The sequence below is a fragment of the Amycolatopsis sp. NPDC043887 genome, from assembly GCF_056435665.1.
Genome location: NZ_JBWKEB010000011.1, coordinates 216,650 through 242,205, shown reverse-complemented (window position 1 = coordinate 242,205; position 25,556 = coordinate 216,650). Strand labels below are relative to the sequence as shown.

Below are 25,556 nucleotides of genomic sequence, written 5' to 3'. Positions count from 1 at the left end.
GCTCAGCGGCGGCAGGGACCGAGGTCCACACCGCCGGTGGTCTGCCCGGCGGTGACCGGAATCGGTGTGGCGGAGGCGAACTCGGCCGCGTCCCGGTACCAGCATTCGGCGTCGACGTAGAACTTGATCTTGACGTTCTGCGTGGCGAGGCCGTTGACGGTGTACTGCCCGTCCGAGTCCGGCGTGGCCCAGTCGAGGATGTCCCGGTGCGCGCGCTGTAGCTGTAGACGTACCCGAGGGTGGGCTTGCCGTCCGCGCCGGCGCATTTGCGCAGCTGCGGCGGATGCCCTTGTTCGACTTGCGAGCACGCTCCCGCGATGGGCGCGCCGGTCTTCTCGTCCGTCGCGACCACCCGGAGCTTCCCGTACGGTGCGATCGCCTCGTCGACGACGGCGACTTGGTCATCGGCGACGACGAAGGTCTCCGCCTCCGGGAAGCTCGCCTTCCGCCGGATCCATTGCGAGCGATCGCCGTAGGTGATCACCATCGTGTAGGTGTCCGCCTTCACGTCGCCGAACGAGTACGTGCCGTCCGCCGCGGTGAGGACCGTCGACCACCACCGCTGGTTCTGGTCGGTGAAGCTCACCGACGCCCCCGCGGCGGGCTTTCCCTGGTCGGTGATCCGGCCGCGGACGGTGGCCGCGCCCTGCCGCAAGCCGAAATCCAGTGCGTGCGGCAGGCCCAGTACGTCCGCGGCGAGCGCGCTTCCCTTGTTGTGCGACCAAAGCTCGGCATATCCGGCGGCGGTCGCGCGTGCCTTGTAGTTTCCTTCAGGTCGAGATCGAACAGCGTCACGCACGCTCCGGCGATCGGCTCTCCGGAGTCCGCGGCTTTTGACCACCCCGGACACGATCCCTTCGGCGGCGACGGCCGGACCGGTCGTCAGCAGGGCCGCGATCGGTATGGCGGTGGCCAGGAACAGTGCTCTCTTCATCGGAAGCTCCCCTCAGTGTCCGCCAACGATGGCGCCGAGGGGCTGCTGTGTCTGCGCCATCTGACACAGACACGGCCCGGGGAGGCTCAGGAGGCCTCCGCCGCGAGGACCTCACGGGCGACGAGCACACCGCCGACGAACCCCACCGGCATCACGATCAGCGCGGCGAACGGGATCAGGCACAGCAGCGACACAGGAAGCCCCAGCCCGAGGGCGAGCGCGCGGTGCCGGCGCAGCAGCGGCCGGCGCTGCTTCAAGCCCATCCCCCGCCGGTAGAACGGCACGGCGATCAGTTCCAGCGCCAGGAACCACGCCGTCACCAAGGCCAGCAGGACCGGCACGACCGTCTGCCCCACCACCGGGATGAAGCCCGCGATCAGCAGCGGGATCGTGAACAGCAGCGAGCGGAGCACGAGAGCGATGCCGTCTTTCAGGCCCAGCACCAGCAACCGCCACCCCGAGAGGTCCACCGCGCCGGGCACGCCACCGAGGTCGTCCTCGACCTTCTCCGCGATGTGTTCGTAGAACGGCCCGCCGACGGCGAGGGTGATCGCCGTGAACCCGATCATGGCGATGGCCAGCGCCACCCCGAACACCGCGACACCGGCCGCCACCCGGATCGTCGTCTGCCAGCCCGGCGACCAGTCGTCGGCGAACGGGGTGAGCAGCAGCGAGAGATCATCGATCCAGAAAGCCAGCGCGACGACACCGCCGATCAGCAACAGCGTGGTCAGCAACGCGGGCAGCGCGCCGATCAGCAGCAGTCTCGGCGACCGCAGAAGGATGCCCAGGCCTTGCCCGAACATCCGGAAACCCTTGAAGAAATCCCGCATCGGACATTTCTACCAGTGTCCGCGGACCTCAGGGCACCCGCAGGCACTGTCCGGGGTTGAGCAGATTCCCCGGCGCGTACCGGGCCTTGGCGTCGGCGAGTTTCGGCCAGGCGCCGCCGAAATGCGCGCGCCAGTCCTCTGTGGACATCGGCAGCGCGTTCGACGGATAGACCTTCCCGCCCAGCTCGCGTGCCTTCCGGTAGAGGTCCACATTGAGCTCCAGCAAGCGGGCGTTGTGCAGCGGATCGCGGGGCGAACCGACGCGCAGCGGCGAGAACAGCCAGGAGATCTCCCCCCCGCGGCACGGTGAACAGCGGAGTCTTCAACCGGTCGTTCCGCACCGGGTAGAGCAGGACCAGTCCCGTGGCACCCAGTTCGGGTTCGCCGGTGGTGGCGAGGGTTTCGGCGACGAACCGCTCGACCGTGTCGTCCGTGAGGAAGACGTTCAGCCACGGATGCGGATGGAACCAGCTTCCTTCCGCCCGCAGGGCGGCCTCCCCGTCGGCCATCCGGTTCAGGAAGTCGAAATACCTCGTGTCCTCGTCTTCGGACTCGCCGAAACCGAGCGAGTCCAGCAACGCGTCCTCGTCCGGCCCGGCGGGCGGCGAGTAGTAGGCCACCGCCTCCAGCCTGTACCGCCAGCCGTCGCCGACGGGGATCAGCTGGCCCTCCACGTAGTCGAAACGACCGTCACGGACAACCGCGCGCTGGTCCGCCAAGAACGCCGGGAGCGAGTCGTAGTAGAGCTTCCATCGCCGGGCCCGCGCCGGGGCCGGGGTCAGGCGCAGGGTCGCGCGGGTGATCACCGCGCATTGCCCCAGGCCGCCGAGGACCGCGTCGAACAGGTCCTCGCCGCTCTCGCGTGAGCAGGTGAGCACCTCTCCGGCGCCGGTGACGACCTCCAGTTCCACCACGCCGTCGGTCTGTGTGCCGTGGTGGTGGGTGGCGCCGCCGATCCCGCCGACCACCAGGGTGCCGGCGACGGTCAGCTCGAGATAGTCGGTGAGTACCGGAGGTGCCAGCCCGTGCGGCAAGGTCGCCTCCAGCACTTCCCGCCAGCGGGCGCCCGCGTCCACCGACACCAGATCACCGGTGACCACCCTGTGCGGCGGCAGCGAAGTCATGTCCAGCAGGATCCCGCCCTCGACCTGTCCCTGCCCGTACGGCGAATGCCCCGCTCCGCGGGCGGCGACCGGCAGGCCCCGCGCGGCGGCGAACCTGAGCACGATCGCCACGTCGGTCACCGAGGCGGGCCTCACGACCAGCCCGGGCCTGGTGTGGATCAGGTTGCCCCAGTCCCTCCCCGCCACGGACAGCGCGGCTTCTCCGGTGAGGATCGCTCCGGCGATGGCGGGCAGGATCTCGTCGGTCATGCTCGCACGCTACCGAGAACGGGCGGACATAGGCGATTTTCACCGACGCGAACCCCGCCGTCGCGCTGCGAGATTGGGGGCGTGACGAACACATTGGCGCCGACGCGGCGAGCCCGCGGCACCGTGCTGGCCGCGGCACCGCTGACCATCATGGCCGCGGCGATCATCGCGCCCAGCCTGCCCGCGATGCGGGAGGTCTTCTCCGGTACCCCCGGCTCCGGCCTTCTCGTGCGGTTGACGCTGACCGTGACCTCCCTCGCGATCGCGATCAGCGCGCCCCTGTCCGGGATCGTCGCCGACCGCGCCGGACGCCGCCCCCTGCTCTTGGCCGGCCTCGGGCTCTACGCGATCTCCGGGACGGCCGGATTCTTCGTGAACGACCTCTACCTGCTGCTGATCACCCGGGCGGGGCTCGGCTTGGCCGTCGGCGGGATCATGACCGCGGTCAGCACACTGATCACCGACTGGTACTCCGGCGAGCGCCGTGCCTCGTTCCTCGCGTTGCAGCAGGCTTTCGCGAGTCTCGGCGGTGTCGTCTTCCTGCCGCTGGCGGGGGTGCTGGCCACAGTCAGCTGGCAAGCGCCGTTCTGGATCTATTCGGTCTCGGCGATCGTGGCGATCTTCGCGATCACATCCCTGCGCGAACCGGTCCGGAGCAGTCCCGCGGTCAGTGAGCGCGAGCGGACCCGGCTGCCCGCGCGCATCATCGGCGTCTACGTCCTCGCGTTGGTGGCGACACTGGTCTTCTACATGGCGCCGACTCAGTTGCCCTTCCTGCTGGAAGGGTTCGGCAGCGGCCCCGCCGTCGTCGGGGCCGTGGTCGCCGGGAGCACGTTGACCAGCGTCGCCGGTGCACTGGCGTTCCCCCGCCTGCGTGAGTGCCTGAGCCCCACGGCGATCACCACGGTGAGCGTCGCGCTCATGGGCGCGGGCTGGCTGGTGATCGGCACGGCGGGCACCGTCGCCCAGGTCGTGGCCGGACTGCTCGTCGGAGGGTTCGGCGTCGGTTTCGTCGTCCCGAACCTCAACCTGCGCCTGGCCGAGTTCGCCCATCCCGCGCACCGCGGCCGCGTGCTCAGCGGCCTGGTCGCCGCGATCTTCCTCGGGCAGTTCCTGTCCCCCATCGTCGTCCAGCCACTCGTCCAGGGCATCGGCATCGCCGGCGCGTTCACCTGGACCGGTGTCGCCCTGGGCGCCGGAGCGGCACTCGCCGCTCTCCTCCCGAACCGGAACAACGGAAAGGAAACACGATGATCTACCACGGCAACCGTTTCACCCTGCGCCCCGACGCCTCCCCGGAGCAGGTCGAAGAAGCTCTGGAAAGCCTCCGCAACCAAGGCCGGGTCATCCCGTCGGTGAAGTCCTTCGTCGTCGGCCGCGATTTCGGCGGTGACTACGAATGGGGCGCCGTCTTCGCGATCGAAGACCTCGACGGGTACTGGGAGTACCTCATGCACCCGGCGCACCGGAACACCGACCGGGTCGGGCTGCCGCTGGTCGACAGGTTCGCGTCCTTCGACATCACCGACGACCCGGATCCGGAGATGGGCGCGAAGATCGCCGAACTGCACCAGCGTCGCTACGACAACGACGCCGAGCTGACCGCGCTGATCTCCGATCTCGGCGAATACTCCGGCAGCGCCGCGCCGGGAAAGCACGGACCGGCTTCAGCCACCGTCCGCGAGTGAGCCGCTGCCGTCGGGGCCGGTCACGATCACCCGGGTGCTGACGGCGGTGCCGAACGGGACGGTCGTGACCTGCCACGTCTGCGGTTCCCCGACTTCGATGGTCGCCTTCGCCCGCCGCACCAGGGCAGGGACGCGGTCGACCTCCAGCGCGCGGAGGTCGAACCGCGGCACCTGGGCGCCCGTCGGCGCGAAGACCACGGTCAGCCGCCGGTCCTCGACGACAACGGTGATCACCTGCGAAACGTCCGCGGCCTGCGCCAATGAGTCGATCGCCCGGCGCAACTCCCCTTCGCCCAGCAGGGATCTGTCGACGTCGACGGTCGCGGATCCCGAGGAGGACGTGGTCACACTGGACTGGGTCTCTTCCGTCCGGGCAGGCGTTTCCGGCGCGAACAGCTCCGCGCCGAACTGGAACAGCACGAGCGCCGCGCCGAGCAGGAACCCGAGGACGGCGAGCGCGGCGAACCCGCAGCCCTCCGTCGGTTCCTGCACCAGGCTGGACTCCGGAGCGGATTCGATCGTGGCTTCGGCCGCGCGGCGTTCCCACGACGGCGGCGGCCGGTCCACGACCTCCGCCTTCCACGGCCGGTCCGGCGGGTACCGGACGACGAGGACGTCGCCCGTCCGGTAGTTCGGGATGTCGACCAGGTTGATGCCGTGGGTGATCTTCACCCGGAACGTGGCCAGGCCGTCGGGGGCGACGGTGAGGGCGAGCTCGACCGGGATGTCCCCCGTCTCGGTGCCCCCGGCACGAAGGCTTTCGATCTTGGCGAGCGCGACCACCGGAACGATCTTCGCCTCACGGGCGCGTCGCGGTGCCCCGGCGAGGTAGAGCAGGATCCCGTAGACGATCGGCAGTCCGACGCCCGTGATGATCAGCGGAACGTACTCGATGACGACGCCGGCGATGAAGGCGCACAAGGTCGTCCCGCTGATGATCCCGGTCAGGAACCCGCGGACGAGGGTGAGCGGCATGGACACTCCAGAGTTCGGTTCGCGGGCAGCCGGTCGCCGAGGGCGGGATGGCGCCTCGGCCGGTCCACCCTTTGCCGAGCCCGGCGCTACCGAACCCAGGTTTCGTCTCCTAATCCTATTAGGCAACTCCCAAATGGACTATGGTAGAGTGGCAGCCATGGCGCGAGCGGGATTGACGACGGAACGGGTGATCCGGGCGGGCGCGGAGCTGGCCGACGAGATCGGTTTCGAGCACGTGACCCCGACCGAGCTCGCGAAACGGTGCGGCGTCAAGACGGCGAGCCTGTATTCGCACGTGCGGAACGCCCACGAACTGAAGACCGAGATCGCCCTGCTGGCCTTGGCCGAACTCGCCGATCTCGCCGTCACCGCGGTGGCGGGACTGGCGGGCAAGGAGGCGCTGGTCGCGTTGGCGAACGTCCACCGCGACTACGCCCTCGAACACCCGGGCCGGTTCACCGCCGCGAGGTTCCGGCTCGCACCGGACAAGGCGGCCACCAGCGCCGGCGTCCGCCACGCCGAATTGACGCGGGCGATCCTGCGCGGCTACGACCTCGCCGAACCGCATCGGACGCACGCGGTCCGGTTGCTGGGCAGTGTGTTCAGCGGTTTCGTCGGTCTGGAGGCCGCCGGAGGTTTCAGCCACAGCACCCCCGGCTCGCAGGAGAGCTGGACCGAGATCCTCGACGCGCTCGACGTCCTGCTGCGCGCCTGGCCCCGAACGAAATGAACGGAAGAATGCTCACCACCCCGATCACCGCCGACCTCGTCCGCGGCGCGCTCGACCTCGAATCCACCGAGCGCGGCGTGCTCCCCCACCGGCTGCCCGCGCGGGCGCGGCAGCAGATCCCCGACGGCCAGCTGACCATGGCGGAGTCGCAACCGTCCGGCGTGCGGCTGGTCTTCCGCACCACGGCGTCCCTCGTCGAACTCGACGTCCTGGCCACCAAACGGGTCTTCACCGGCACACCGCCCCGGCCCGACGGCGTCTACGAACTGTTCGTCGACGGCAGGCTCTCGAGGCAGGCGAGCGTGGCCGACGGCGACACGATCAGCGTCGACCTGGCCACCGGTGCCGCGCGGCACGAGCCCGGCCCCGTGCGAACCCTGCGGTTCGACGACCTGCCCGGTCACGAGAAGACCGTCGAAATCTGGCTGCCGCACAACGAAACGACCCGGCTGGTCGCCCTGCGCACCGACTCGTCCGTCCACAGTGCACAGTCGAGCGGTCGCCGGACCTGGCTGCACCACGGCAGTTCCATCAGTCACGGTTCCAACGCGACGACCCCGACCGGGACGTGGCCCGCCACGGCCGCGGCCCTCGCCGGGGTGGACCTGGTCAACCTGGGCTTCAGCGGCAGCGCGCTGCTCGACCCGTTCACCGCCCGCGCGATGCGGGACACGGCCGCCGACATCATCAGCGTCAAGATCGGCATCAACGTCGTCAACGCCGACCTGATGCGGTTGCGCGCGTTCGGCCCGGCGGTGCACGGTTTCCTTGACACCATCAGGGAAGGCCATCCCACCACGCCGTTGCTGGTCGTCTCGCCGATCCACTGCCCGATCCACGAACACACGCCGGGGCCAGGCGAGTTCGACCCGGACGCCCTGTGTGAGGGGAAAGTGCGGTTCAGGGCCGCCGGCGATCCCGCGGAGACCGCATCGGGAAAGCTGACGCTCACCGTGATCCGCGAAGAACTCGCCCGTATCGTCAAGGAACGGAGCGCGGCCGATCCGAACCTGCGGTACCTCGACGGCCTCGAACTGTACGGCGAGGCGGACCACGCCGAGCTGCCGCTGCCCGACGCCCTCCACCCGGACGCGGCCACGCACCGGCTCATCGGGGAGCGCTTCGCCCGCCTGGCCTTCGACGCCGCACTCACGTGAGATCCGTTCCTGATCACGCGAGTCACGTACCCACCGTTTGCTGTGCGCGTATCCGTCGGTAGACCGAACGGCGGGTACCTATTTTTCTTCCTGTCCAACGAAAGTCGGTATCCGCCACCGGTGCGGCGGATCACCATGATCGGCACCGGATCACCGGCGCCGGGTCGCCTTGGCCGTGCCCGGCTACCCACTGTGTCCAGTGCGGCCACCCCTCGCGCTGGATGTCCCCTCGCGAAAGTGAGTCACCGGTATGCGCACAAACCCCTTAGCCCGTACCGCCACGACACTGGTGGCCGCGGCCGCGGTCGCCGGCTTCCTCGCCCCGTCCACGGCCACCGCCACCACCATCGCGGGCTACTCCCCCACGGTGCAGCACGAGGCGGTGACGTCCCTCGCCGCCGAAGCCGGGATCAGCCAGGCCGCCGCCGTCGAATTCCTCCGGACGCAGACGGCGAGCGTCGAGAAGCTGCAGAAGGTCACCGCTTCGCTCGGCTCCCGCGCCGCCGACGGATACCTCGACGACGCCGCAAAGCCGGTCGTGAACGTCCTCGACCAGGCCGCCGCGGACCAGGTGACGGCAACCGGGGCGCAGGCCCGGGTGGTCAAGCACTCCAGCGCCGCGCTGGCCGGGGCGCAGAACGCCCTGCAGGCGTTGCCGTCGGTCGCGCACACGTCGATCGGCCTCGACCCGAAGGCCAACCAGGTCGTCTTGACCATCTCCGACGCGGCCAAGGGCACCGAAGCCCTCGTGAAGGCCGCCGAAGCACTCGGCGACCGCGTCCGCGTGGAGCGGACCACTGGCGAAATGCACACCGCGATCTACAACGGTGAAGCCATCACCGGCGGCGGCACCCGGTGCTCGGTCGGGTTCAACACCAACCGCGGCGGCCAGAACTACATCCTCGACGCCGGTCACTGCACCCGCGCGGTGTCGCAGTGGAACGTCGGACCGTCGCAGGGCGCCAGCTTCCCGACCAACGACTACGGCCTGATCCGCAACACCACCGGCAGCGCACCCGGCGCCGTCACCCTGTGGAACGGCTCCACCCAGCGGATCGCCTCCGCCGGTACCGCCACCGTCGGGCAGCGGATCAGCAAGAGCGGCAGCACCACCCGCCTCACCTCGGGTTCGGTGCAGCGGCTGAACGTCACGGTGAACTACGCCGAAGGCTCGGTGCACCAGCTGATCCAGACCAACGCGCTGGCCAACCCCGGCGACTCGGGCGGCTGCCTCTTCTCCGGCAGCGTCGGCCTCGGCATCACCTCCGGCAAGGGCAGTGGCACTTCGTACTACCAGCCGATCGGCGAGGCACTGAGCGCCTACAGCGTCACGCTCAACCCGTAAGGGCGCCCCACCGGGCCCCGGTCACCTCGACCGGGGCTCGGCCCGCGCACGGAAGTGGCCGACCAGGTGATCGCGAAACCGTTGGGCGGCAACGGAAAGGTACGTGTCCTCGCGCCACGCGACGCTGAGCACGCGGCGGCAGTCGGGATCGTCGACGTCCAGCCAGACCACCGCCGAGCCGGTGACGGCGCGCAACCCCAGGGAAGGCACCAGCGCGATACCGAGCCCCGCGTCGACGAGCTGGAAGAGCACCGCGGCTTCGTCTCCCTCGCAGACGACGTGCAGGTCGAGCCCGGCCTTTGCGAACAGACGATCGACGAGCCCGCGTTGCCAGTAACCGGGCCGCGTGGTGAGGAACGGCTCGCCCTCGAGATCCGCCAGGCCGACACGGCCGCGCTCGGCGAGCCGGTGCCCGGAAGGAACGCAGAGCATCACCGCCTCGTCGAGGAGCACACGGCTGCGGATGTCGTTGCCGGTCAAGGGTTGCGACGTGACGCAGAGGTCGACGTCGCCGGCTCTCAGTTTGTCCGCCATCCCCTCCGCCGATGCCTGGGAAAGCCGCAAGTCCACCAGCGGATGATTGGGGACGAACGTGCGAAGCGGTTCGGTGAGGACCAGGAGGCTTTCGGCTGCGACGGCGACGGTGCCACGTTCCAGCCCGGCGGCGTCGTCGAGTTCCTGACGGGCGTCGTCGAGTTCGGCCAGCGCCCGGTCGACGCGGCGGAGGAACGCGGTCCCGAACCGGTTGAGCCGGATCCGGCGGCCGTGCCGGTCGAACAGCGGTACGCCGAGGTCGTTCTCGAGCCTGGCCAAGGTCCGGCTGAGCGAGGGTTGCGCGACACGCAGCTTTTCGGCGGCCCGGCCGACGTGTTCGAGCCGGGCGACCGTCTGGAAGTACCGGAGTGCCAGAAGATCCACTGCTGATACCTCGCCTGTTATGAACAGATAACCGATCTTGTCTTGGACAGCATAAGGCGTCGGCTTCTACGTTCGATCACGTGAGTGAAACCCTGACCAGCCCGAGCCGGACGGCGAACGGGACGCTGGTGGTGAACCGGGTACTGGTGAGCGCCCACGCCGTCGCGATCATCGGCCAGCCGGTATTCGCCGGCGGCTATCTCGGCGGCGACTACGACATGCTCTGGCTGCACCGCTGGGGCGCCGACGCCGTGTCGTACCTGGCGTACGCGCAGATCCTGGCGGCGCTGGTCCTGTGGCTGGTCCGCGGACCGCGCTGGCTGTTCTGGATCAGCCTGCTGCTCGCGCTGGGCGAGACCGGACAGTATCTCGCCGGGATGAAGGGCGCGCTCGACCTGCACATCCCGCTCGGCGTCGCCCTCGTCACCGCGACGGTGCTGACGACCATCGCCGTCTGGCGGCCGCAGACCTGGCGGGTGGACCGATGAGCAGGCGGCTGCCCCGCAGGACCTTCTTCGGGCTCGCCGGCGGGGCCGGTGTCCTCGTCGCGGCGGGGGTCGCGGCTCCCCGCCTGCTCGCGCGGGGCGCTCCGGGGACCGGCGAGTTGCTGCGCAGCGGACTCCCGTTGCCGGAGCCGTTCCGGGTACCGCTGCCGATCCCGCCGGTCCTGCGTCCGCAAAGGACCGCCGAGGCCGATCACTACACGATCACCCAGCGGGCGGCGGCGGCCGAGATCCTCCCCGGCGTCCGGACGCCGATCTGGGGCTACGACGGAATCTTCCCCGGTCCGACGATCGAGTCGCGGCGGGACCGGACGGTGGTGGCTCAGCACCGCAACGAACTTCCCGTGCCGACCGTGGTCCACCTGCACGGCGGGCACACCCCCGCCGACTCCGACGGCTACCCGACCGATCTCGTCCTGCCGCGGTCCGGTTGGAGCACCGCGCACACGGGGCACACCATGGCCGACGCCCGTGCCCGGATCTCGAACGGGGAACGCGACTACGTCTTCCCGCTGCGGCAACGGGCCGCGACACTGTGGTACCACGACCATCGCATGGACTTCACCGGTCCGGCCGTGTACCGGGGCCTGGCCGGCTTCCATCTGGTCCGCGACGACGAGGAAGACTCACTGGGACTCCCGTCCGGGGACCGTGAACTGCCGCTGATGATCGCCGACCGGTCTTTCGACGAGCACGGGGCCTTCGCCTATCCCTCGCTCGACCGGTCGCTGCGGACCACACCAGGCGTCGAAAGTGCTTATGTGGAAGGCGTTTTCGGTGATGTCATCCTGGTCAACGGCGCGCCGTGGCCGGTACACGAGGTGGCGGCCGTCAAGTACCGCCTGCGCCTGCTCAACGGCTCCAACGCCCGGCGCTACGACCTGGCGCTGGACCCGTCGCCGCCCGGCGGGGGCGGTTTCGTGCAGATCGGCGCCGACCAAGGCCTCCTGGACGCGCCGCGCGTACACGACCATCTCCCCATCGCGCCTGCGGAACGGTACGACGTCGTCGTCGACTTCGGCCGGTATCCGGCCGGCACCGAGGTCACCCTCGTGAACCGGCTCGGCACCGGTTCGACCGCTCAGGTCATGCGATTCGTCGTCGCGCGCCGCGCCGCGGACGACAGCCGCGTTCCGGCGAAACTCGGCGAAATCCCGCCGCTCACTCGCGAACAGGCCACGACCACGCGGGACTTCTCGTTCCGGGCAGGCACCGTCCACGGCCGCGCGGGCTGGGTGATCGGCGGGGAACCGTTCTCACCGGACGTGATGTCGGCGAGCCCGCGCCTAGGCGACACGGAGATCTGGCGGTTCGTCGCCGACATCCACCATCCCGTGCATCTGCACCTGGTGGGCTTCCGGATCCTTTCGCGGGGCGGGCGTCCGCCGGGGCCGTTCGACGGCGGCATCAAGGACACCGTGGACCTGGCCCCCGGCGAGTCGGTCGAGGTCATCGCGCGGTTCGACGGCTATCGCGGCCGTTATGTCTTCCATTGCCACAACGCCGAACACGAGGACATGGCGATGATGGCGAACTTCGAGGTGGTCTGAGCGATGTCAGGAAAGGGGCGTTCAGGACGAAAAACGTCCTGAACGCCCCTTTCCTGACGACTCGGGCCCGGCTCAGCCCACGCCGAGCAGGGCCGCGAGCGCCTCGACCAACGACGCGGACAGGCCGGCGATGGTGCTGTCGAGGTACTCGGCGATCGGCGTGAGTTCCGCCGCTGACGCCGAGCCGCCGAAGACGGCGAGCATCGGAACCGCCAGCAGGCCGGCCGCCAGGCCCCGCTTCGTCCAGCGGCGGGTGGTGCTCTGGGTGTCGCGCATGGTGTGCATCCTCTCGGCTGTGGATGTGCGGACAGGGACCGCACGCCGAGGAGGCTGCCTTGATCATCGAAGGCCGGACAAGGCGGTTCACCGCCATTTGACGATCATGAAACAGCGGTCGCTCGTCCGAGTGAAGCCCGTTAACCCGAGCGACTACCCGCGAGTAACACCCCGCTCACCACGTGAGCGGTATGTCACTCCCTATTTCGGTTGGACTTTCCGTCCAGCGCTTATACAGTCAGTCTCGTGACCAACGAGCATCCGTACCCTCCGGCCTTCCGCAGCGGCGACCTGGTTTCCGTGTCCGGGCGGCTCGGCGTGAGCGAGGCCGGCGCACTGGTGCCCGGCGGATTCGGCGCCGAATGCCCGCAGGCCTTCGCCAACCTCGACGCCGCGCTGCGTTCGGTGGGCGCGACGAGGGCCGACGTGGTGAAGGTCGTCGTCTACCTGACCGACATCGCCGACCGCGACGGCCTCAACCGGGTCTACGAAGAGTTCTTCGCCGAGCCCCGGCCCGCCCGGACCTGTGTGGGAGTTGCGTCGCTGCCCTATGGCGGCGTCGTCGAGGTCGAAGCCCTGGCCCGAGTACGCGATGTCTGAGCAGGACGCGATCCTCGACGCGCTCGCCCCGGTCGCCGACGGCATCGCGGCGACACTCGGCTCGTTCTGCGAGGTCGTGGTGCACGACTTCCGCCGTCCGGAGAAGTCGGTGGTCGCGATCGCCGGCTCGGTCACCGACCGCACCGTGGGCGGCTCGATGAGCGAGATCGGCATGGGCCTGCTCGCCCGCGGCGACGACGCCGAAGACCAGCTGAACTACGTCACTCGGACGGCGTCCGGGAAGCTCGTGAAGTCGTCGACCATGCTGCTGCGCGACAGCGGCGGCTCGGTGTTCGGCGCCTTGTGCGTGAACCTCGACGTCACCGCGCTGGGCCAGCTGCGGACCCTGGTCGGCGAACTCGCCGACGTCGGCATCGCCGCGGAAACGCCGACCACCACCTTCGGCGACGACGTCGACGCGGTGGTGGACGCGATCGTCGACGAGCACCAGCTCCGGCTGAACAAACCTTGGACCGCGCTCAGCCGCGAAGAACGCCTCGACCTGTTCCGCAGCCTGCACGCGCGCGGCGTCTTCGCCGTGCGGCGGGCCGTGCCCCAGGTCGCGGCCCGGATCGGGATCTCCCGCGCCTCCGCTTACAACTATCTCGCCGAAATCCGTGATCAAGGAGCATCATGACCGCCCCCGTGACCATCGACGACATCCGCGACGCCGCCGCCCGTCTGGCCGGTGTCGCGCACCGGACGCCGGTCGTGCGTTCCCGGACCCTCGACGACCTCGTCGGCGCCGAGGTCTTCATCAAGTGCGAAAACCTCCAGCGCGTCGGGGCTTTCAAGTTCCGTGGCGCGTACAACGCCGCTTCGCGACTGTCGCCGGAACAGCTGGCCAAGGGCATCGCCGCCTACTCGTCGGGGAACCACGCCCAAGCCGTCGCGCTCGCCGCGCGGGAACTCGGGAGCAGCGCGGTCATCCTGATCCCGGAGGACACCCCGCAGTCCAAAAAGGACGCCACCGCGGGCTACGGCGCCGAGATCGTCACCTACGACCGGTACACCGGCGACCGCGTCGCGATCGGTGAGGCACTGGCGGCCGACCGCGGTCTCGCGCTCATCCCGCCCTACGAGCACCCGCACGTGATCGCCGGGCAGGGCACCGCGGCGCTGGAACTGCTGGAGGACACCGAATCACTGGACACGCTCGTCGTCCCGGTCGGCGGCGGTGGCCTGATCGCGGGCAGCTCGACCGCCGCGAAGGCCGTGCGGCCCGGTATCCGGGTCGTCGGTGTCGAACCCGCCGAGGGCGACGACACCAAACGCTCGCTGGAGGCCGGGGAACGCGTGTCGATTCCCGTGCCGCGGACCATCGCCGACGGTCAGGCGGCCTCCATTCCCGGCGAACTGACCTTCTCGATCAACCGGCGGCTCGTCGACGACATCGCGCTGGTCACCGACGACCAGGTCCGGGACGCGATGCGGTTCGCGTTCGAACGGCTGAAGCTCGTCATCGAGCCGAGCGGGGCGACCGGGCTCGCGGCGCTGCTCAGCGGCCAGGTGCTCGCTTCGGGCAGGGTCGGGGTGATCGTCAGCGGCGGGAACGTGAGCCCGGAACGCTTCGCCGAACTGATCGCGGCCGGGTAGCGCTGGTGCGGTGCGGGGTGTCGCGAAAGCACGCCGTGGCCGGCACCGCCGAGTAACCCCTCGTGAGTGGTAAGGACGGTTAGAACCGTCCTTACCACTCACGAGATCCCGAGCCCACCCGCCAGCACCGGCCAGGAGTTCCGCAGCGCCCGTTGCCAGTAGGGCCAGCTGTGCGTACCGTCGCCGTAGTAGTCGACGGTCGCCGGAATCCCCTTGGCCTTCAACCGATCCGTGAAACTCACCGAGGAAGCCAGCGCCTGCGGTTCGAAGATGTCGGACTGTCCCGGCGGGTCGAGCGGACCGGTCTTCCCGTTCCCGCAGGAGATGTAGAGCGCCGTGCCACGCAGGCCGTCGACGTTGTCGTATGGATTGTTCGCCGTCCAGAGCGGCCGCATCCCCCAGGAGTCGCCCCAGAGTTCGAGGTAGTTGAAGATCCCCGCGCGGGCCAGGATCCCCTGGATGAACAGCGGAGCTCCCTGGTTGAGGGTGTTCGGCACCCCGCTGTAGGACGCGGCCGCGGCGAACATGCCCTTGTGCTTGTACGAGTACGCGAGCGCGCCGTACCCGCCGATCGACAGTCCGGCGACGACCCGGCGCGTACCCGCCCGGTAGCCGCGTTCGACGATCTGCCGCACCTCCAGGGTGTGGAAGGTGTCCCAGTCGGGAGTGCTCTTGAGCCCGAAGTTCCACCATTTCGTGTACATCCCGGCGGGCCCGCCGGTCGGCATGACGACGAGGGCGTCCTTGTCCGCGGTGAACGCCTTGACGTCGGTGAACTGGTCCCACGAGCGGTAGTCGACCGGTTCGCAGCAGCCGTGCAGCAGGAACAGCGTCGGCCAGGTCCGCGTCGGTTGCGCGGCCCAGCCCGCCGGGACCAGCAGGCGGACCATGCCGGTGGTGCCGAGCGCGGGCGAACTGATCTTGAGGTCGACGGTGCGCGCGTCCAGCCAGGTCTCCTCGACGACCTTCGCGCCGCTGTCGGCGGTGACCGGCGCGGGCGCCGCGCTCGCGGGGACCGGGCTTCCGAGCAGGGCGGCCATGGCCAGCGCCAGCAGACCCCACCGCCGGGTTCGCTTCATCGTTTCTCCTTGCTCACAACGGGATGTTTCCGTGCTTCTTGGCCGGGAGGGTCTGCCGTTTGGTCCGCAGCGCGTGCAACGCCCTCGCCACCTGAAGGCGTGTCTGCGACGGCGCGATGACCTGATCGACGTAACCGCGTTCGGCCGCCGAGTAAGGGTTCGAATGCCGTTCGCGGTACGCCTCGGTGAGCCGTCGCCGTTCGGCGGACCGCTGTTCCGGGGGCAGCGCGGCCAGGTCGTGCCGGTGCAGCACCCGCACCGCGCCCTCGGCGCCCATCACCGCGATCTCCGCGGTGGGCCAGGCCAGGTTGATGTCCGCGCCGAGATGTTTCGACCCCATCACCGCGTAGCCGCCGCCGTAAGCCTTGCGGATCACCACGGTCACCTTCGGCACGGTCGCCTCGGCGTAGGCGTAGATCAGCTTGGCGCCGCGCCGGATGATCCCGTGCCGTTCCTGCGCCTCGCCGGGCAGGTAACCGGGCACGTCGGCCAGGGTGAGGATCGGGATGGAGAAGGCGTCGCAGAACCGGACGAACCGCGCGGCCTTCTCCGAGGCGTCGATGTCGATCACGCCCGCACGATGGCGAGGCTGGTTCGCCACGACACCGACCGTGCGGCCCCGGATCCGGCCGAACGCGCAGATCATGTTAGGCGCGAAGCCGCTGTGCACCTCCATGAAGTCGCCGTCGTCGACGAGACGGACGATCACCTCGGCCATGTCGTACGCCTGATTCAGCGAATCGGGCACCAGCCGGTCGAGTTCGAGGTCGGCGGCGGTGAGTTCGGGCGCGGTCTCGTCGGCGTACTCCGGGACGGTGTCGAGGTTGTTGGACGGCAGATACCCGAGCAGGGTCCGCACCCAGTCGATGGCGTCGTGTTCGTCGGTGGCCCGGTGGTGGGCGTTCCCGGACACCTCGCTGTTCACCGCGGCGCCGCCGAGCCGCTGAGCGGTGACCCGTTCGCCGCTGACGGCGTGCACGACGTCCGGCCCGGTGACGAACATGTGCGCGGTCTCGTCGACCATCACGGTGAAGTCGGTGATCGCCGGCGAGTAGACCGCCCCGCCCGCGCAGGGGCCCATGATCAGCGAGATCTGCGGGATGACGCCGGACGCCAGCGTGTTGCGCCTGCCGAGTTCGGCGTAGTAGGCGAGCGAGACGACGCCTTCCTGGATCCGGGCGCCGCCGGAGTCGTTGATCCCGACCACGGGACAGCCCAGCGTCATCGCCAGGTCCATCACCTTGAGGACCTTCTCGCCGAAGACCTCGCCCATGCTGCCGCCGAACACGGTGAAGTCCTGGGAGAACGCGCAGATCCGCCTGCCGTCGACGGTGCCGTGCCCGGTCACCACTCCGTCGCCGTAGGGCCGGTTGGCGTCCATCCCGAACTCGGTGCACCGATGCCGGGCGAACTGGTCGAGTTCGACGAAGGAACCCGGGTCCAGCAACTCCTCGACGCGTTCGCGCGCGGTCAGCTTCCCCTTGGCGTGCTGCCGGTCGGCGGCCCGCTTCTCGGCGGTCCGGAGCTCTTCCCGGCGGGCGGCGAGATCGGCGATCCGGAACGCCGTCGTCGGAGCGAACGGGACATCGGTCATGATCTCGCCGTCCTCGGAGCCCCGAGCCGGGCCGAGAGTGCCGAGGCGACCACCTCGACGTGCGGCGGGTCGATCATCGACAGGTGATCGCCCGGCACCCGCACGACCTCCAGATCCGGGCAGAAGGCGTCCCAGCCCAGGGTGTCGTCGGTGCGCAGGTACCGCGGATCGAGGGTGGTGGTCAGCGGATGCGGCTCCTGCGCGCGCAGCAACAGCACCGGCCCGGCATAGGGTTCCGGCTCGTACCGTTCGGCGACCCGTGCGTCCACATAGGACTCGTACTGGTGCCGCAGCACGCCGTGCCCCAGCTCGGGCACCTGTGCGGCCAACCTGCCGATCACCAGCCGGATCTGTTCGTCGTCGCCGAGCCGGGCGAGGTCTTCACGCGGGATGTCCAGCGGGACACCGTAGGTCCGCTCGATGTGCTCCGCGAACCGGTCGAACCGGTCCAGCAGGATCTCCCCGGCCGGTTTCCCCGGCGCGGGCAGCGGCAGGATGCTGTCGATCATGAACACGAGATCGACCCGCTCCCCGGCCGCGGTCAGGCGCCGTGCGGTCTCGTAGGCGAGGCAGCCGCCGAACGACCACCCGCCCAGCCGGTACGGGCCCCGCGGCTGGATCTCCCGGATCAGCTCGGCATAGCACTCGGCCTTGTCCTCGACGGTGTCTTCGTCGTCGATCCGTTCGAGCCCGTAGACGGATCTGCCCTCGGGCAGCAGGCGGACGAGCCCCTCGTAGACGCTCGTCGGACCGCCCGCCGGGTGGAACAGGAACACCGGATCCGTGCCGCCTTCGCGCAACGGCCGGACAGGGCAGCCTCCGCGTCCCTCGATCTCGTCGCGCAGCAGGTCGGCCATCGCGGCGATCGTCGGTGTGGCGAAGAGCCGTTCGGGAACGGCTCCCAGCTGCCCGGTGAACACGGCTCGCAGCCGCTCGGCCGCTTCGGCGTCGCCACCGGCGGCGAAGAAGTCCTCGTGGACGCCGGGCTCCGCGCCGCCGAGTTCCGCCTGCCAGTGCCGGGCGATCCAGCGTTCGGCCGGATCGCGTGGCCCGACGGCCGTGACCGGTCCGGCGGGCCGGGCGCCTGTCTCGCCGAACCCCGCCTGATCGGCGAGATGGCCGGCGACTTCGGCGAGGCCCGCACCCCGCAACAGCAGCGGAATCGGCAGCGTCAGGCCGAAGTCGCGTTCCACGACTCCCTTGGCGCGCAAGGCGGCGAGCGAGTCCAGGCCGAGCCGGGTGAGCGGCGTCCGCCGGTCGATCTCGTCCGCGGCGAGGCCGAGCATCCCGGCGACGAGCCCGGCGAGGTAGTCGGCCAGCATCTCGCGGGCGGCTTCCGGGAGGACCGCCCGCAGCGCGTCCAGTCCGTCCCAAGTGGACGGTCCGGATGCCGGTTCCTCCCCCGGTACCAGGATCTCGAAGAACGGCCGTCCGGCCAGCCGGGGGAACAGGGCGAGCACCGTCCCGGCGTCGACCCTGGCGATCCCGGTCGACACGCGGTCACGGCGCAACACGGCCTCCATCGCCGCCAACGCCTCCTCCGTGCCGAGCGATTCGAGGACGGGATTACGGCTGCCGACGGCCGCTCCCGCTTCACCCCAGGCTCCCCAGCCGATGGTCGCCGCCGGCAGTCCCGCGGCGCGGCGCCACGCGACGAGGGCGTCCACCCACGCGTTCGCGGTGGCGTAGGCGGTCTGCCCCGGTGATCCGAACAACGCCGCCGCCGACGAATACGTCAGCCACCAGTCGAGTTCGTGTCCGGCCGTCGCCTCGTGCACTCGCCATGCCCCCAGCGCTTTCGCGCGCCAGACAGCCTCGACGGCGTCGTCGTCGAGGGCGACGGCGGCGCCGTCGGACAGCACACCGGCCGCGTGCAGCACCCCACGCAACGGCAGGCCGCCTTCGGTCGCGGCCGCGACCAGCACTTCGGCCGTTCCCGGTTCGGCGATGTCACCCGTCACCACGCGGACGTCGACGCCCTGCTCGCGCAGTTCTGCCAGAAGCGGCTCGACCGCAGGGCTCGCACCACGCCGGCCGGAAAGGACGAGCCTGGTCGCGCCGCGTGCCGCAAGCCAATCCGCGGCGACCAGGCCGAGGCCGCCGAGACCTCCGGTGATCACGTAAGCGCCGTCGCGCACCACGGTTTCGTGGCCGGGTTCGCCGAGCTTCGGGCGGGCGAGCAGCCGCGTGTACCGGACGCCCTCTCGCCAGGCGATCTCGTCGTCCGGCGCGTCCGCGCGGATCTCCGCCACCAGCCTGCCGACCCACAGCCGGGCCGGGTCCGGCTCGGCGTCGAAGTCGACCTGGCTCGCCCGCAGTTCGGGGTGCTCGAAGGCGAGGACCCGGACCAATCCGCGCAGCCAGGCCTGGCCGGGGTCGCCGCGCTCGCCGGGTTCGATGGCCGAGGCACCCGCGCTGACGAGCCACAACCGCGGCGCTTCTTCGACCAGTTCGGCGAGGACGCCGGAGAACTCGGCGACCCTCCGCGCCGCGTTCATCGGATCGGGCCCGTCCGAAGTCCCGGCGCACGCGAGGACTCCCGCCACCTCGCGGGACCTCAGGACTTCCGCGAGCGCCTTCCGGTCCCCGGGCCGAACCGTCACCAGCTCGTCCCCGGCTTCGGTGAGCCGGTCACGCAACGCCGTCAGCCACGGCGCGTCTTCGTGCAGGACGACCCAGCGGCGCGAGCCCGGCGCGGCCGACGGCAGGTCGGCCTGCCGCCAGACCGTCTCGAACAGCAGATCCGCCATCGGCACCGGCAGCGCCGAACGCTGGAACCGGCGGCAGTAGACCTCGCGGAACTCGACCAGGACGACGCCGTGCGCGTCGACCAGCTGGACACCGCCGACCAGGCCGTCGCCCGCCGGGTCGAGCGAGTCGAGGACCGCGTCGACCCGGACACCGCGGCGTGGATCGCCGGCGAGGACGACCTCGCCCAAGGTCAGCGGCAGGAACACGCCGTCGGCTTCGTGGAGCGCGTCCCCGGCCGCGGCGGCCAGCGCGTGCAGGCAGGCATCGGCGATCACCGGATGCAGGACGTACGCCGGATCGTCGGCGGGCAGGGTGATCGACGCCGAAGCCCGGCCCGGCGCGGCCAGGACGTCACGCAGCCCACGGAAAGCGGGACCATAGATCTGCCCCACGCCGGCCAGCACCCGATACAGGTCGATCGGCCGGGCGTCGTCGCCGACCGCGCCGAATGGCACCAGCGCGGTGTTCCCGTCGCGGACACGGGCGGTCGCGTGCCGCACCCAGCCGCCGTCCGCGGACCGCGCGTAGACGTCCACGCTTCCGGAGCTCAGGCTGGTCGTCACCTCGGTGTGCGCGGCGAGCGGGAGCACCCGGTGCAGTTCGAGACCACCGATGCGCAACCTCCCGCCGGGCCGCAGGACCGTTTTCGCCGCCGCGAGCGCGAGTTCCAGGAATCCGGCGGCGGGGAACAGCGGGACACCCATCGCCGCGTGGTCGGCCAGCCACGGCAGCGCCTCGGTCCCGATGTCCGCGTGCCACAGGTGCCCGCCACCGGTCGGTTGTTCGATGTGGACACCCAGCAACGGATGCGCGCCCCCGGCTCGGTTCGCCGTACGCCGCGGCCAGAACCGCCGGTGCCGCCAGCGCGGACCCGGCAACTCGACCGGAAGCGGACGGGGGCCACCGTCGTCGAGCAGGACGGGCAGTCCGAGGGTGTGGAGCCGGGCGAGCGTGGTCAGGAGCGCCACCCGCTCGTCGACCTTGCGGCTCGCCGACGGCACCGCGAGCGCGCCGGTGCTCTGCTCGATCGCGGCCAGTGCGACCGGATGCGGCGAAATCTCGACGAACACGCCGTACCCGTCGGCGGTCGCCGCCACCAGCGCCTGGCTGAACCGCACCGGACGGCGCAAATTCGCCGCCCAGTACTCGACGTCGAACACCACTGACCTTTGTGGATCGTCGAGAACGCTGCTGTAGCAGGGAATCTCCACCGGTCGTGGGGAAAGGTCGCCGAGCTCGGCGCGGAACCGGCCGAGAACGGCGTCGACGGCTTCCGAATGGCCCGCACCCCCGACCGGCAGCCGCTTCGCCAGCCTGCCGAGGCTCTCGACGTGCGAAACCAGCGCCTCGACCTGTTCGGCGCCGCCGCTGACGGTGCACTGGACCGGCGAGGCGTAGACCGCGACGGTGATCCCGGGGAAGTCCGCTTCCAGATCGGCGAGTTCGGCCGGGGACAGTTCGACCACCGCCATCGCGCCGTCGCCGGACGCGTCGACCTCGGCCAGCAGCCGGGCGCGGGTGGCCATCACGCGCAGGCCGTCGGCGACGTCCAGCGCCCCCGCGACGACGGCGGCCGCGACCTCGCCCATCGAATGCCCGAGCACCGCGGACGGGACGACGCCGTGTGCGCGCCAGAGCCCCGCGAGGGCCAGCTGCATGCCGAACAACGCGAGTTGCGTCTCCGCGAGGTCCGGCAGGTCCCGCGCGCCGGAGAACACCTCGCTCAGAGTGAACCCCGCTTCGGCCAGGAACACCGGATCGAGTGCCTCCACCTCGGCCCGGAACGCGGGCTCGGTGCGCAGCAGGACGCGGCCCATCCCGGGCCACTGGGAGCCGTAGCCGGAGAAGACGAACACGACGCCTGGCGCAGCTCCGGCCTCGTCGAGGACGACGTCGCCGCTCTCGCGTCCGGCGGCCATTTCCCGCCATGCGGCAGCCACCCGGTCGCGTCCCTCCGCGATGACCGCGCCACGGATGGGCAAGTGGTCGCGGCTCCGGGCCAGTGTCGCGGCGACCGTGTCCAGCGGGACCGACCGGTGGGCGGGGTCTTCGAGCCAGTCCGCCAGATCGGCGGCCCGCGCCCGGAGCACCTCGGCCGACCGCGCGGACAGCACGAAGATCCGCGGGCGCCCGGTCTCCGTCCCGCGAGCGGGGAACGACGCGGCAGGCCATTCTTCGAGGACGACGTGGGCGTTGGTGCCACCGAAGCCGAACGCCGAGACCCCGGCGCGCACGACGTCGGAGTAGCGCGGCCACCCGGTCCCGGTGTCCACCACCCGGAGGCCGAGACCGGTGAAGTCGACATGCGGGCTGGGTTCGTGATGATGCGGCGTCGGCGGCAGCCGCCGGTGGACCATCGCGAGGACGACCTTGATCAGCCCGGCCATCCCCGCCGCGCCCTCCAGATGGCCCAGGTTCCCCTTCACCGAGCCGATCAGGAGCGGGCGGCCGGGTTCGCGTCCGGCTCCGAGCACCTCTCCGAGCGCGCCCGCTTCGATCGGGTCGCCCACCTCGGTCCCGGTCCCGTGCGCCTCCACGTAGTCCACAGTGGACGGCTCGACGCCCGCCGCCGCGTACGCGTCCCGCAGCAAGTCCGCCTGCGCGCCGGGACTGGGCGCGACGAGACCGTTGGACCGCCCGTCGGAGTTGACCGCGCTGCCGCGGATCACCGCGAGCACCCGATCACCCGCGCGGCGAGCGGCCTTCAGCGGTCTGAGCACGATCACGCCACAGCCCTCGCCGCGGGCGATGCCGTCGGCGGCGGCGGCGAACGGTTTGCAGTACCCGTCCGGGGCCAGCACCCCGGCCCGCTGGAAGGACGCCGTGACCGCCGGTGAGAGCAGCAGGTTCACCCCGGCGGCGAGCGCCGTCCCGCATTCGCCGCGGCGCAGGCTCTGCACCGCTTGGTGCACCGCGACCAGCGAGGACGAGCACGCGGTGTCGACGGTGAGACTGGGCCCGCGCAGGTCGAACAGGTACGACAGCCGGTTGGCGGCGATGCTCGTCGCGGCACCGGTGGCGGACCAGACGTCGACGGTGGCTGGATCGGCCATCGTCAGGTGGCCGTACTCGCCCGCCGAGAGCCCGACGAACACCCCGGTCCGGCTTCCCCGGAGCGTGGACGGCGGGATCCCGGCGTGCTCCAGTGCCGCCCACGTCACTTCGAGCAGTATCCGCTGCTGGGGATCCATCGTTTCGGCCTCGCCCGGAGTGATGCCGAAGAACTCGGCGTCGAAACCGGCGATGTCACCGAGGAACCCGCCACGCGCGGGGATATCCCAGCGATCCTCCGGAACCTCGCGGATGCCGTCGCGTCCGGCGTCCAGGAGCCGCCAGTAGCGCTCAGGAGAGTCCGCGCCGCCCGGCAGGCGACAGCCGACACCGACGATCGCGATCGGTTCCTCCTCGCGGCCTTCACCGCCCACGGCCACGGAGTCCTCCACTGTGGACAGACGGTCGGCGAGAGCGGCGATCGTCGGATACTGCCACACCAGGGTCGGCGGCAACGGGCGGCCGAGGTACCGGCCCAGCTCCGCCGCCAGTTCCATCGACTCCCGCGAGGAAAGCCCGCTCTCGTGCAGCGGACGGTCCGGATCGACGTGGTCCGCCGGCGACCCGGTCCGCTCCGCGACCCGCGCGACGAGCCAGGCGCGGATCTCCGCGGTCACCCGAGCCGCCGCGCGGTCAGCGAACCGTCCAGATAGGACTGCCGGCACCGGGCACGGCTGATCTTGCCGCTGGAGGTGCGCGGTACCTCGCCCGGGGCGAGGAAGACGACGTCGTGCGGCCGCAGACCGTGTGCGGCCGAGACGGCCCTCTTGATCTCCGTGGTCGCCACGGCGAGGTCGGCCCCGGTCTCCTTGGCACGCTCCACCAGCACGACCGCCGCTTCGCCGTCTTCGTGCTCGATCGCGAAAGTCGCCGCGGAATGCGGCCGGACCGCGGGATGTGTCTCCACGGTCTGTTCGATGTCCTGCGGGTAGTGGTTGCGGCCGTCGACGATGACGAGGTCCTTGAGCCTGCCGGTCATGAACAGCTCACCCTCGTACCGCACGCCGAGGTCCCCGGTCGCGAGCCAGCCCGCGCCGGACTCCGGGTCGATCGGCGGCAGGCCGAAGACACCGTCGGACGCGGCGGGCCGTCCCCAGTACCCCACGCCGACGTTCGGGCCGTTGACCTGAATCTCCCCCACCCTGCCGGGTTCGACCAGCGCGCCGGTGACCGGATCGGCGATGCGGACCCGTTGTCCCACCGGGAATCCGCACGAGACGAGGGTGGTGGACGCCGCGCCGGGGAGCGCCGGCGCGGCGAGCCCGGTGGCGAGCCGCTCGCGGTCGAAGGCGACCTGCCGTGGCGCCGTGCCCGCCTCGGTGACGGAGACGAGCACCGTGGCCTCGGCCAGCCCGTAGGAGGACCGGTGCACCTCCGGGCGCAGCCCGCATTCCTCGAAGGCGCCGTGGAACTTCGCGATGGTCGACGGAAGAACCGGCTCGCTGCCGTTGATCAGCGAGACGACCCGGCTCAGTTCGAGGTAGCTCTTCTCGTCCTCCGTGACCCGGGAAGCGGTGTAGGCGTAGGCGAAATTCGGTGCCGCGCTGATCGCGCCGGGGCTGGCCGAGAGCGCGCGCAGCCACCGTGCCGGACGTTCCAGGAAGGCGTGCGGATCCATCAGGACAGACGCCGCCCCCGCCGCCAGCGGCGCGCCGATCCCGAGGATCAGGCCCATGTCGTGGAAGAGCGGCAGCCAGCTGACGGTGGAGGTCGTCCCGGTTTCGATCGCGTAGGCGTCGCAAGCCTGACGGGCGTTGGTGAGCGCGTTGCGGTGGGTCAGCATCACGCCGGCCGGCGTCCGCGTGGAACCGGACGTGTACTGCAGATACGCCACTCCGTCCGGTTCCGGTCGCGGCCAGGAGCGATCACCGGCCGCGACCGGAGCTGTGGTGTCGACGGCGAGCACGGCGGGCCGCTCGAAATCCGTCGAGGCGAGGAAACCGGCGGCGTCGTCGAGTCCGTCGGTGGTGGTGAGCACGACCCTCGGCGCGCAGTCGGCGAGCACGGCGGCCAGCCTGCCCGCGTGCCCGGGGAGGTCCGGGGAGAACAGCGGGACCGCCACCAGCCCGGCGCGGATCGCGCCGAGGAAGGCGACGACGTAGTCGACGGACTGCCGGGCCAGGATCGCGGCCCGGTCCCCCGGGCCGGTGAACCCGGTCAGGCGGGTGGCGAGGGCGTCGACCCGGTCGTCGAGCTCGCGCCAGGACAGGGTGATCGCCCGGCCGTCCGCCCCGGCACGATGGTCGAGGTAGGTCACCGCGACGTCGTCGCCGAGCCGCCACGCCCAGTACCTCAGCAGCGTCGCGAACGACTCCCCGCCGCGTGCGTCGTCCGGCCCGTGGGCGGCGACGACCGATTCCGAAATGGTTTCCATGGCCCCTCGTTGTGACGACTCGTACAGGAGCGGGTGAATTCGGAACGGCGCCGTTGCCGAAAGCGGATTCCATTCCGGAGACCGTTCTTTATCTGCCCGGAACTGTATGGACGTCCCGGGAAGAGTGTCAATGAAAGGATGATGGAACGCCGCCGAAAACACGGACGTGCTCACGGGAACGTGAGAAAGAGGGCACTCCGCTTGTCACTTGGGGACGAAATGTCCGCGT

Annotated in this window: 21 protein-coding genes and 1 pseudogene; 11 read left to right on the top strand and 11 right to left on the bottom strand. The window is 70.6% G+C overall.

Annotation, left to right across the window (positions count from 1 at the left end; translation table 11 throughout):
- Nucleotides 1-2 precede the first annotated feature (2 nt).
- Entirely contained in the window at nucleotides 3-266 is a 264-nt protein-coding gene (locus AC069H_RS28540) for a hypothetical protein (protein WP_478234414.1), read from the bottom strand.
- Nucleotides 267-317: 51 nt separating this feature from the next.
- Here AC069H_RS28540 and AC069H_RS28535 point away from each other — a divergent pair, with 51 nt between their 5' ends.
- Complete coding sequence (locus AC069H_RS28535; RefSeq protein ID WP_478234413.1) at nucleotides 318-476, top strand: hypothetical protein; 159 nt, start codon at nucleotides 318-320, stop codon at nucleotides 474-476.
- A 26-nt stretch (nucleotides 477-502) separates the two neighbouring features.
- Here the strand turns inward: AC069H_RS28535 and AC069H_RS28530 are convergent.
- The 3 genes and pseudogenes from AC069H_RS28530 to AC069H_RS28520 all read right to left on the bottom strand — a co-directional run.
- Nucleotides 503-934, bottom strand: a pseudogene (locus tag AC069H_RS28530) (carboxypeptidase-like regulatory domain-containing protein); the annotation flags it as partial.
- An 86-nt stretch (nucleotides 935-1,020) separates the two neighbouring features.
- Nucleotides 1,021-1,767, bottom strand: coding sequence for an EI24 domain-containing protein (locus AC069H_RS28525; protein ID WP_478227076.1), 747 nt, complete (start codon nucleotides 1,765-1,767; stop codon nucleotides 1,021-1,023).
- A complete protein-coding gene (locus AC069H_RS28520; RefSeq protein WP_478234378.1) occupies nucleotides 1,689-3,140 on the bottom strand; it encodes an FAD-binding protein in 1,452 nt (483 codons plus the stop codon). The genes AC069H_RS28525 and AC069H_RS28520 overlap by 79 nt, the downstream gene beginning before the upstream one ends.
- Before the next feature lie 81 nt (nucleotides 3,141-3,221).
- On the opposite strand from AC069H_RS28520, the gene AC069H_RS28515 reads away from it, so the two are divergent.
- Nucleotides 3,222-4,394: an MFS transporter gene (locus AC069H_RS28515; protein WP_478234377.1), complete on the top strand. Its 1,173-nt coding sequence runs from the start codon at nucleotides 3,222-3,224 to the stop codon at nucleotides 4,392-4,394.
- Nucleotides 4,391-4,828 (top strand): Dabb family protein, encoded by a 438-nt coding sequence (locus AC069H_RS28510; protein ID WP_478227073.1) that lies wholly within the window; start codon nucleotides 4,391-4,393, stop codon nucleotides 4,826-4,828. Before AC069H_RS28515 ends, AC069H_RS28510 begins: the two co-directional genes overlap by 4 nt.
- On the opposite strand, the gene AC069H_RS28505 is transcribed toward AC069H_RS28510, so the two are convergent.
- Nucleotides 4,808-5,803, bottom strand: coding sequence for a hypothetical protein (locus AC069H_RS28505; RefSeq protein WP_478234376.1), 996 nt, complete (start codon nucleotides 5,801-5,803; stop codon nucleotides 4,808-4,810). The two genes, AC069H_RS28510 and AC069H_RS28505, sit on opposite strands and share 21 nt — an antisense overlap.
- Before the next feature lie 157 nt (nucleotides 5,804-5,960).
- Here AC069H_RS28505 and AC069H_RS28500 point away from each other — a divergent pair, with 157 nt between their 5' ends.
- From AC069H_RS28500 to AC069H_RS28490, 3 genes are all read left to right on the top strand, one after another.
- Nucleotides 5,961-6,533, top strand: coding sequence for a TetR/AcrR family transcriptional regulator (locus AC069H_RS28500; protein ID WP_478234375.1), 573 nt, complete (start codon nucleotides 5,961-5,963; stop codon nucleotides 6,531-6,533).
- 8 nt (nucleotides 6,534-6,541) lie between these two features.
- Nucleotides 6,542-7,690 (top strand): SGNH/GDSL hydrolase family protein, encoded by a 1,149-nt coding sequence (locus AC069H_RS28495; RefSeq protein WP_478234374.1) that lies wholly within the window; start codon nucleotides 6,542-6,544, stop codon nucleotides 7,688-7,690.
- Nucleotides 7,691-7,940: 250 nt separating this feature from the next.
- Complete coding sequence (locus AC069H_RS28490) at nucleotides 7,941-9,035, top strand: S1 family peptidase (protein ID WP_478227069.1); 1,095 nt, start codon at nucleotides 7,941-7,943, stop codon at nucleotides 9,033-9,035.
- Between the two features lie 21 nt (nucleotides 9,036-9,056).
- Here AC069H_RS28490 and AC069H_RS28485 read toward each other — a convergent pair whose 3' ends face one another.
- The gene (locus AC069H_RS28485; RefSeq protein WP_478234373.1) at nucleotides 9,057-9,953 is read right to left on the bottom strand and encodes a LysR family transcriptional regulator; all 897 of its coding nucleotides are present in this window, start codon (nucleotides 9,951-9,953) and stop codon (nucleotides 9,057-9,059) included.
- A gap of 80 nt (nucleotides 9,954-10,033) precedes the next feature.
- Between AC069H_RS28485 and AC069H_RS28480 the strand changes: the two genes are divergently transcribed.
- Together AC069H_RS28480 and AC069H_RS28475 are read left to right on the top strand one after the other, a co-directional pair.
- Nucleotides 10,034-10,441: a hypothetical protein gene (locus AC069H_RS28480; RefSeq protein ID WP_478234372.1), complete on the top strand. Its 408-nt coding sequence runs from the start codon at nucleotides 10,034-10,036 to the stop codon at nucleotides 10,439-10,441.
- The gene (locus tag AC069H_RS28475; RefSeq protein ID WP_478234371.1) at nucleotides 10,438-12,006 is read left to right on the top strand and encodes a multicopper oxidase family protein; all 1,569 of its coding nucleotides are present in this window, start codon (nucleotides 10,438-10,440) and stop codon (nucleotides 12,004-12,006) included. Before AC069H_RS28480 ends, AC069H_RS28475 begins: the two co-directional genes overlap by 4 nt.
- Nucleotides 12,007-12,078: 72 nt before the next feature.
- On the opposite strand, the gene AC069H_RS28470 is transcribed toward AC069H_RS28475, so the two are convergent.
- Nucleotides 12,079-12,282, bottom strand: coding sequence for a hypothetical protein (locus AC069H_RS28470; RefSeq protein ID WP_192744723.1), 204 nt, complete (start codon nucleotides 12,280-12,282; stop codon nucleotides 12,079-12,081).
- A gap of 246 nt (nucleotides 12,283-12,528) precedes the next feature.
- Here AC069H_RS28470 and AC069H_RS28465 point away from each other — a divergent pair, with 246 nt between their 5' ends.
- Genes AC069H_RS28465 through AC069H_RS28455 form a run of 3 tightly spaced genes read left to right on the top strand, consistent with a single transcriptional unit; the run spans nucleotide 12,529 to nucleotide 14,478 of the window.
- Nucleotides 12,529-12,882 carry a RidA family protein gene (locus AC069H_RS28465; RefSeq protein WP_478227065.1) on the top strand — a complete coding sequence of 118 codons (354 nt, stop codon included), beginning with the start codon at nucleotides 12,529-12,531 and terminating at the stop codon, nucleotides 12,880-12,882.
- A complete protein-coding gene (locus AC069H_RS28460) occupies nucleotides 12,875-13,519 on the top strand; it encodes a helix-turn-helix transcriptional regulator (RefSeq protein ID WP_478234370.1) in 645 nt (214 codons plus the stop codon). The genes AC069H_RS28465 and AC069H_RS28460 overlap by 8 nt, the downstream gene beginning before the upstream one ends.
- Entirely contained in the window at nucleotides 13,516-14,478 is a 963-nt protein-coding gene (locus AC069H_RS28455; RefSeq protein ID WP_478234369.1) for a pyridoxal-phosphate dependent enzyme, read from the top strand. The genes AC069H_RS28460 and AC069H_RS28455 overlap by 4 nt, the downstream gene beginning before the upstream one ends.
- A gap of 98 nt (nucleotides 14,479-14,576) precedes the next feature.
- Here the strand turns inward: AC069H_RS28455 and AC069H_RS28450 are convergent, their stop codons facing one another.
- From AC069H_RS28450 to AC069H_RS28435, 4 genes are read right to left on the bottom strand one after another with little or no spacing between them, the layout of a single operon-like run.
- Entirely contained in the window at nucleotides 14,577-15,557 is a 981-nt protein-coding gene (locus AC069H_RS28450; protein WP_478234368.1) for an alpha/beta hydrolase, read from the bottom strand.
- A gap of 13 nt (nucleotides 15,558-15,570) precedes the next feature.
- Nucleotides 15,571-17,151 carry an acyl-CoA carboxylase subunit beta gene (locus AC069H_RS28445; RefSeq protein ID WP_478234367.1) on the bottom strand — a complete coding sequence of 527 codons (1,581 nt, stop codon included), beginning with the start codon at nucleotides 17,149-17,151 and terminating at the stop codon, nucleotides 15,571-15,573.
- On the bottom strand, nucleotides 17,148-23,570 hold the full coding sequence (locus tag AC069H_RS28440; protein WP_478234366.1) for an SDR family NAD(P)-dependent oxidoreductase: 6,423 nt from the start codon (nucleotides 23,568-23,570) through the stop codon (nucleotides 17,148-17,150). The genes AC069H_RS28445 and AC069H_RS28440 overlap by 4 nt, the downstream gene beginning before the upstream one ends.
- Nucleotides 23,567-25,327 (bottom strand): fatty acyl-AMP ligase, encoded by a 1,761-nt coding sequence (locus tag AC069H_RS28435; RefSeq protein ID WP_478234365.1) that lies wholly within the window; start codon nucleotides 25,325-25,327, stop codon nucleotides 23,567-23,569. The genes AC069H_RS28440 and AC069H_RS28435 overlap by 4 nt, the downstream gene beginning before the upstream one ends.
- Between the last annotated feature and the right edge of the window lie 229 nt (nucleotides 25,328-25,556).

Excerpts from the sequence above, each read along its gene's own strand:
- AC069H_RS28450 (WP_478234368.1), bottom strand. The coding sequence starts at position 15,557 with ATGAAGCGAACCCGGCGGTGGGGTCTGCTGGCGCTGGCCATGGCCGCC.
- AC069H_RS28500 (WP_478234375.1), top strand. The coding sequence starts at position 5,961 with ATGGCGCGAGCGGGATTGACGACGGAACGGGTGATCCGGGCGGGCGCG.
- AC069H_RS28460 (WP_478234370.1), top strand. The coding sequence starts at position 12,875 with ATGTCTGAGCAGGACGCGATCCTCGACGCGCTCGCCCCGGTCGCCGAC.
- AC069H_RS28540 (WP_478234414.1), bottom strand. The coding sequence starts at position 266 with ATGCGCCGGCGCGGACGGCAAGCCCACCCTCGGGTACGTCTACAGCTA.
- AC069H_RS28490 (WP_478227069.1), top strand. The coding sequence starts at position 7,941 with ATGCGCACAAACCCCTTAGCCCGTACCGCCACGACACTGGTGGCCGCG.
- AC069H_RS28470 (WP_192744723.1), bottom strand. The coding sequence starts at position 12,282 with ATGCGCGACACCCAGAGCACCACCCGCCGCTGGACGAAGCGGGGCCTG.
- AC069H_RS28445 (WP_478234367.1), bottom strand. The coding sequence starts at position 17,151 with ATGACCGATGTCCCGTTCGCTCCGACGACGGCGTTCCGGATCGCCGAT.
- AC069H_RS28520 (WP_478234378.1), bottom strand. The coding sequence starts at position 3,140 with ATGACCGACGAGATCCTGCCCGCCATCGCCGGAGCGATCCTCACCGGA.
- AC069H_RS28525 (WP_478227076.1), bottom strand. The coding sequence starts at position 1,767 with ATGCGGGATTTCTTCAAGGGTTTCCGGATGTTCGGGCAAGGCCTGGGC.
- AC069H_RS28455 (WP_478234369.1), top strand. The coding sequence starts at position 13,516 with ATGACCGCCCCCGTGACCATCGACGACATCCGCGACGCCGCCGCCCGT.
- AC069H_RS28510 (WP_478227073.1), top strand. The coding sequence starts at position 4,391 with ATGATCTACCACGGCAACCGTTTCACCCTGCGCCCCGACGCCTCCCCG.
- AC069H_RS28495 (WP_478234374.1), top strand. The coding sequence starts at position 6,542 with ATGCTCACCACCCCGATCACCGCCGACCTCGTCCGCGGCGCGCTCGAC.
- AC069H_RS28535 (WP_478234413.1), top strand. The coding sequence starts at position 318 with ATGGGCGCGCCGGTCTTCTCGTCCGTCGCGACCACCCGGAGCTTCCCG.
- AC069H_RS28475 (WP_478234371.1), top strand. The coding sequence starts at position 10,438 with ATGAGCAGGCGGCTGCCCCGCAGGACCTTCTTCGGGCTCGCCGGCGGG.
- AC069H_RS28505 (WP_478234376.1), bottom strand. The coding sequence starts at position 5,803 with ATGCCGCTCACCCTCGTCCGCGGGTTCCTGACCGGGATCATCAGCGGG.
- AC069H_RS28435 (WP_478234365.1), bottom strand. The coding sequence starts at position 25,327 with ATGGAAACCATTTCGGAATCGGTCGTCGCCGCCCACGGGCCGGACGAC.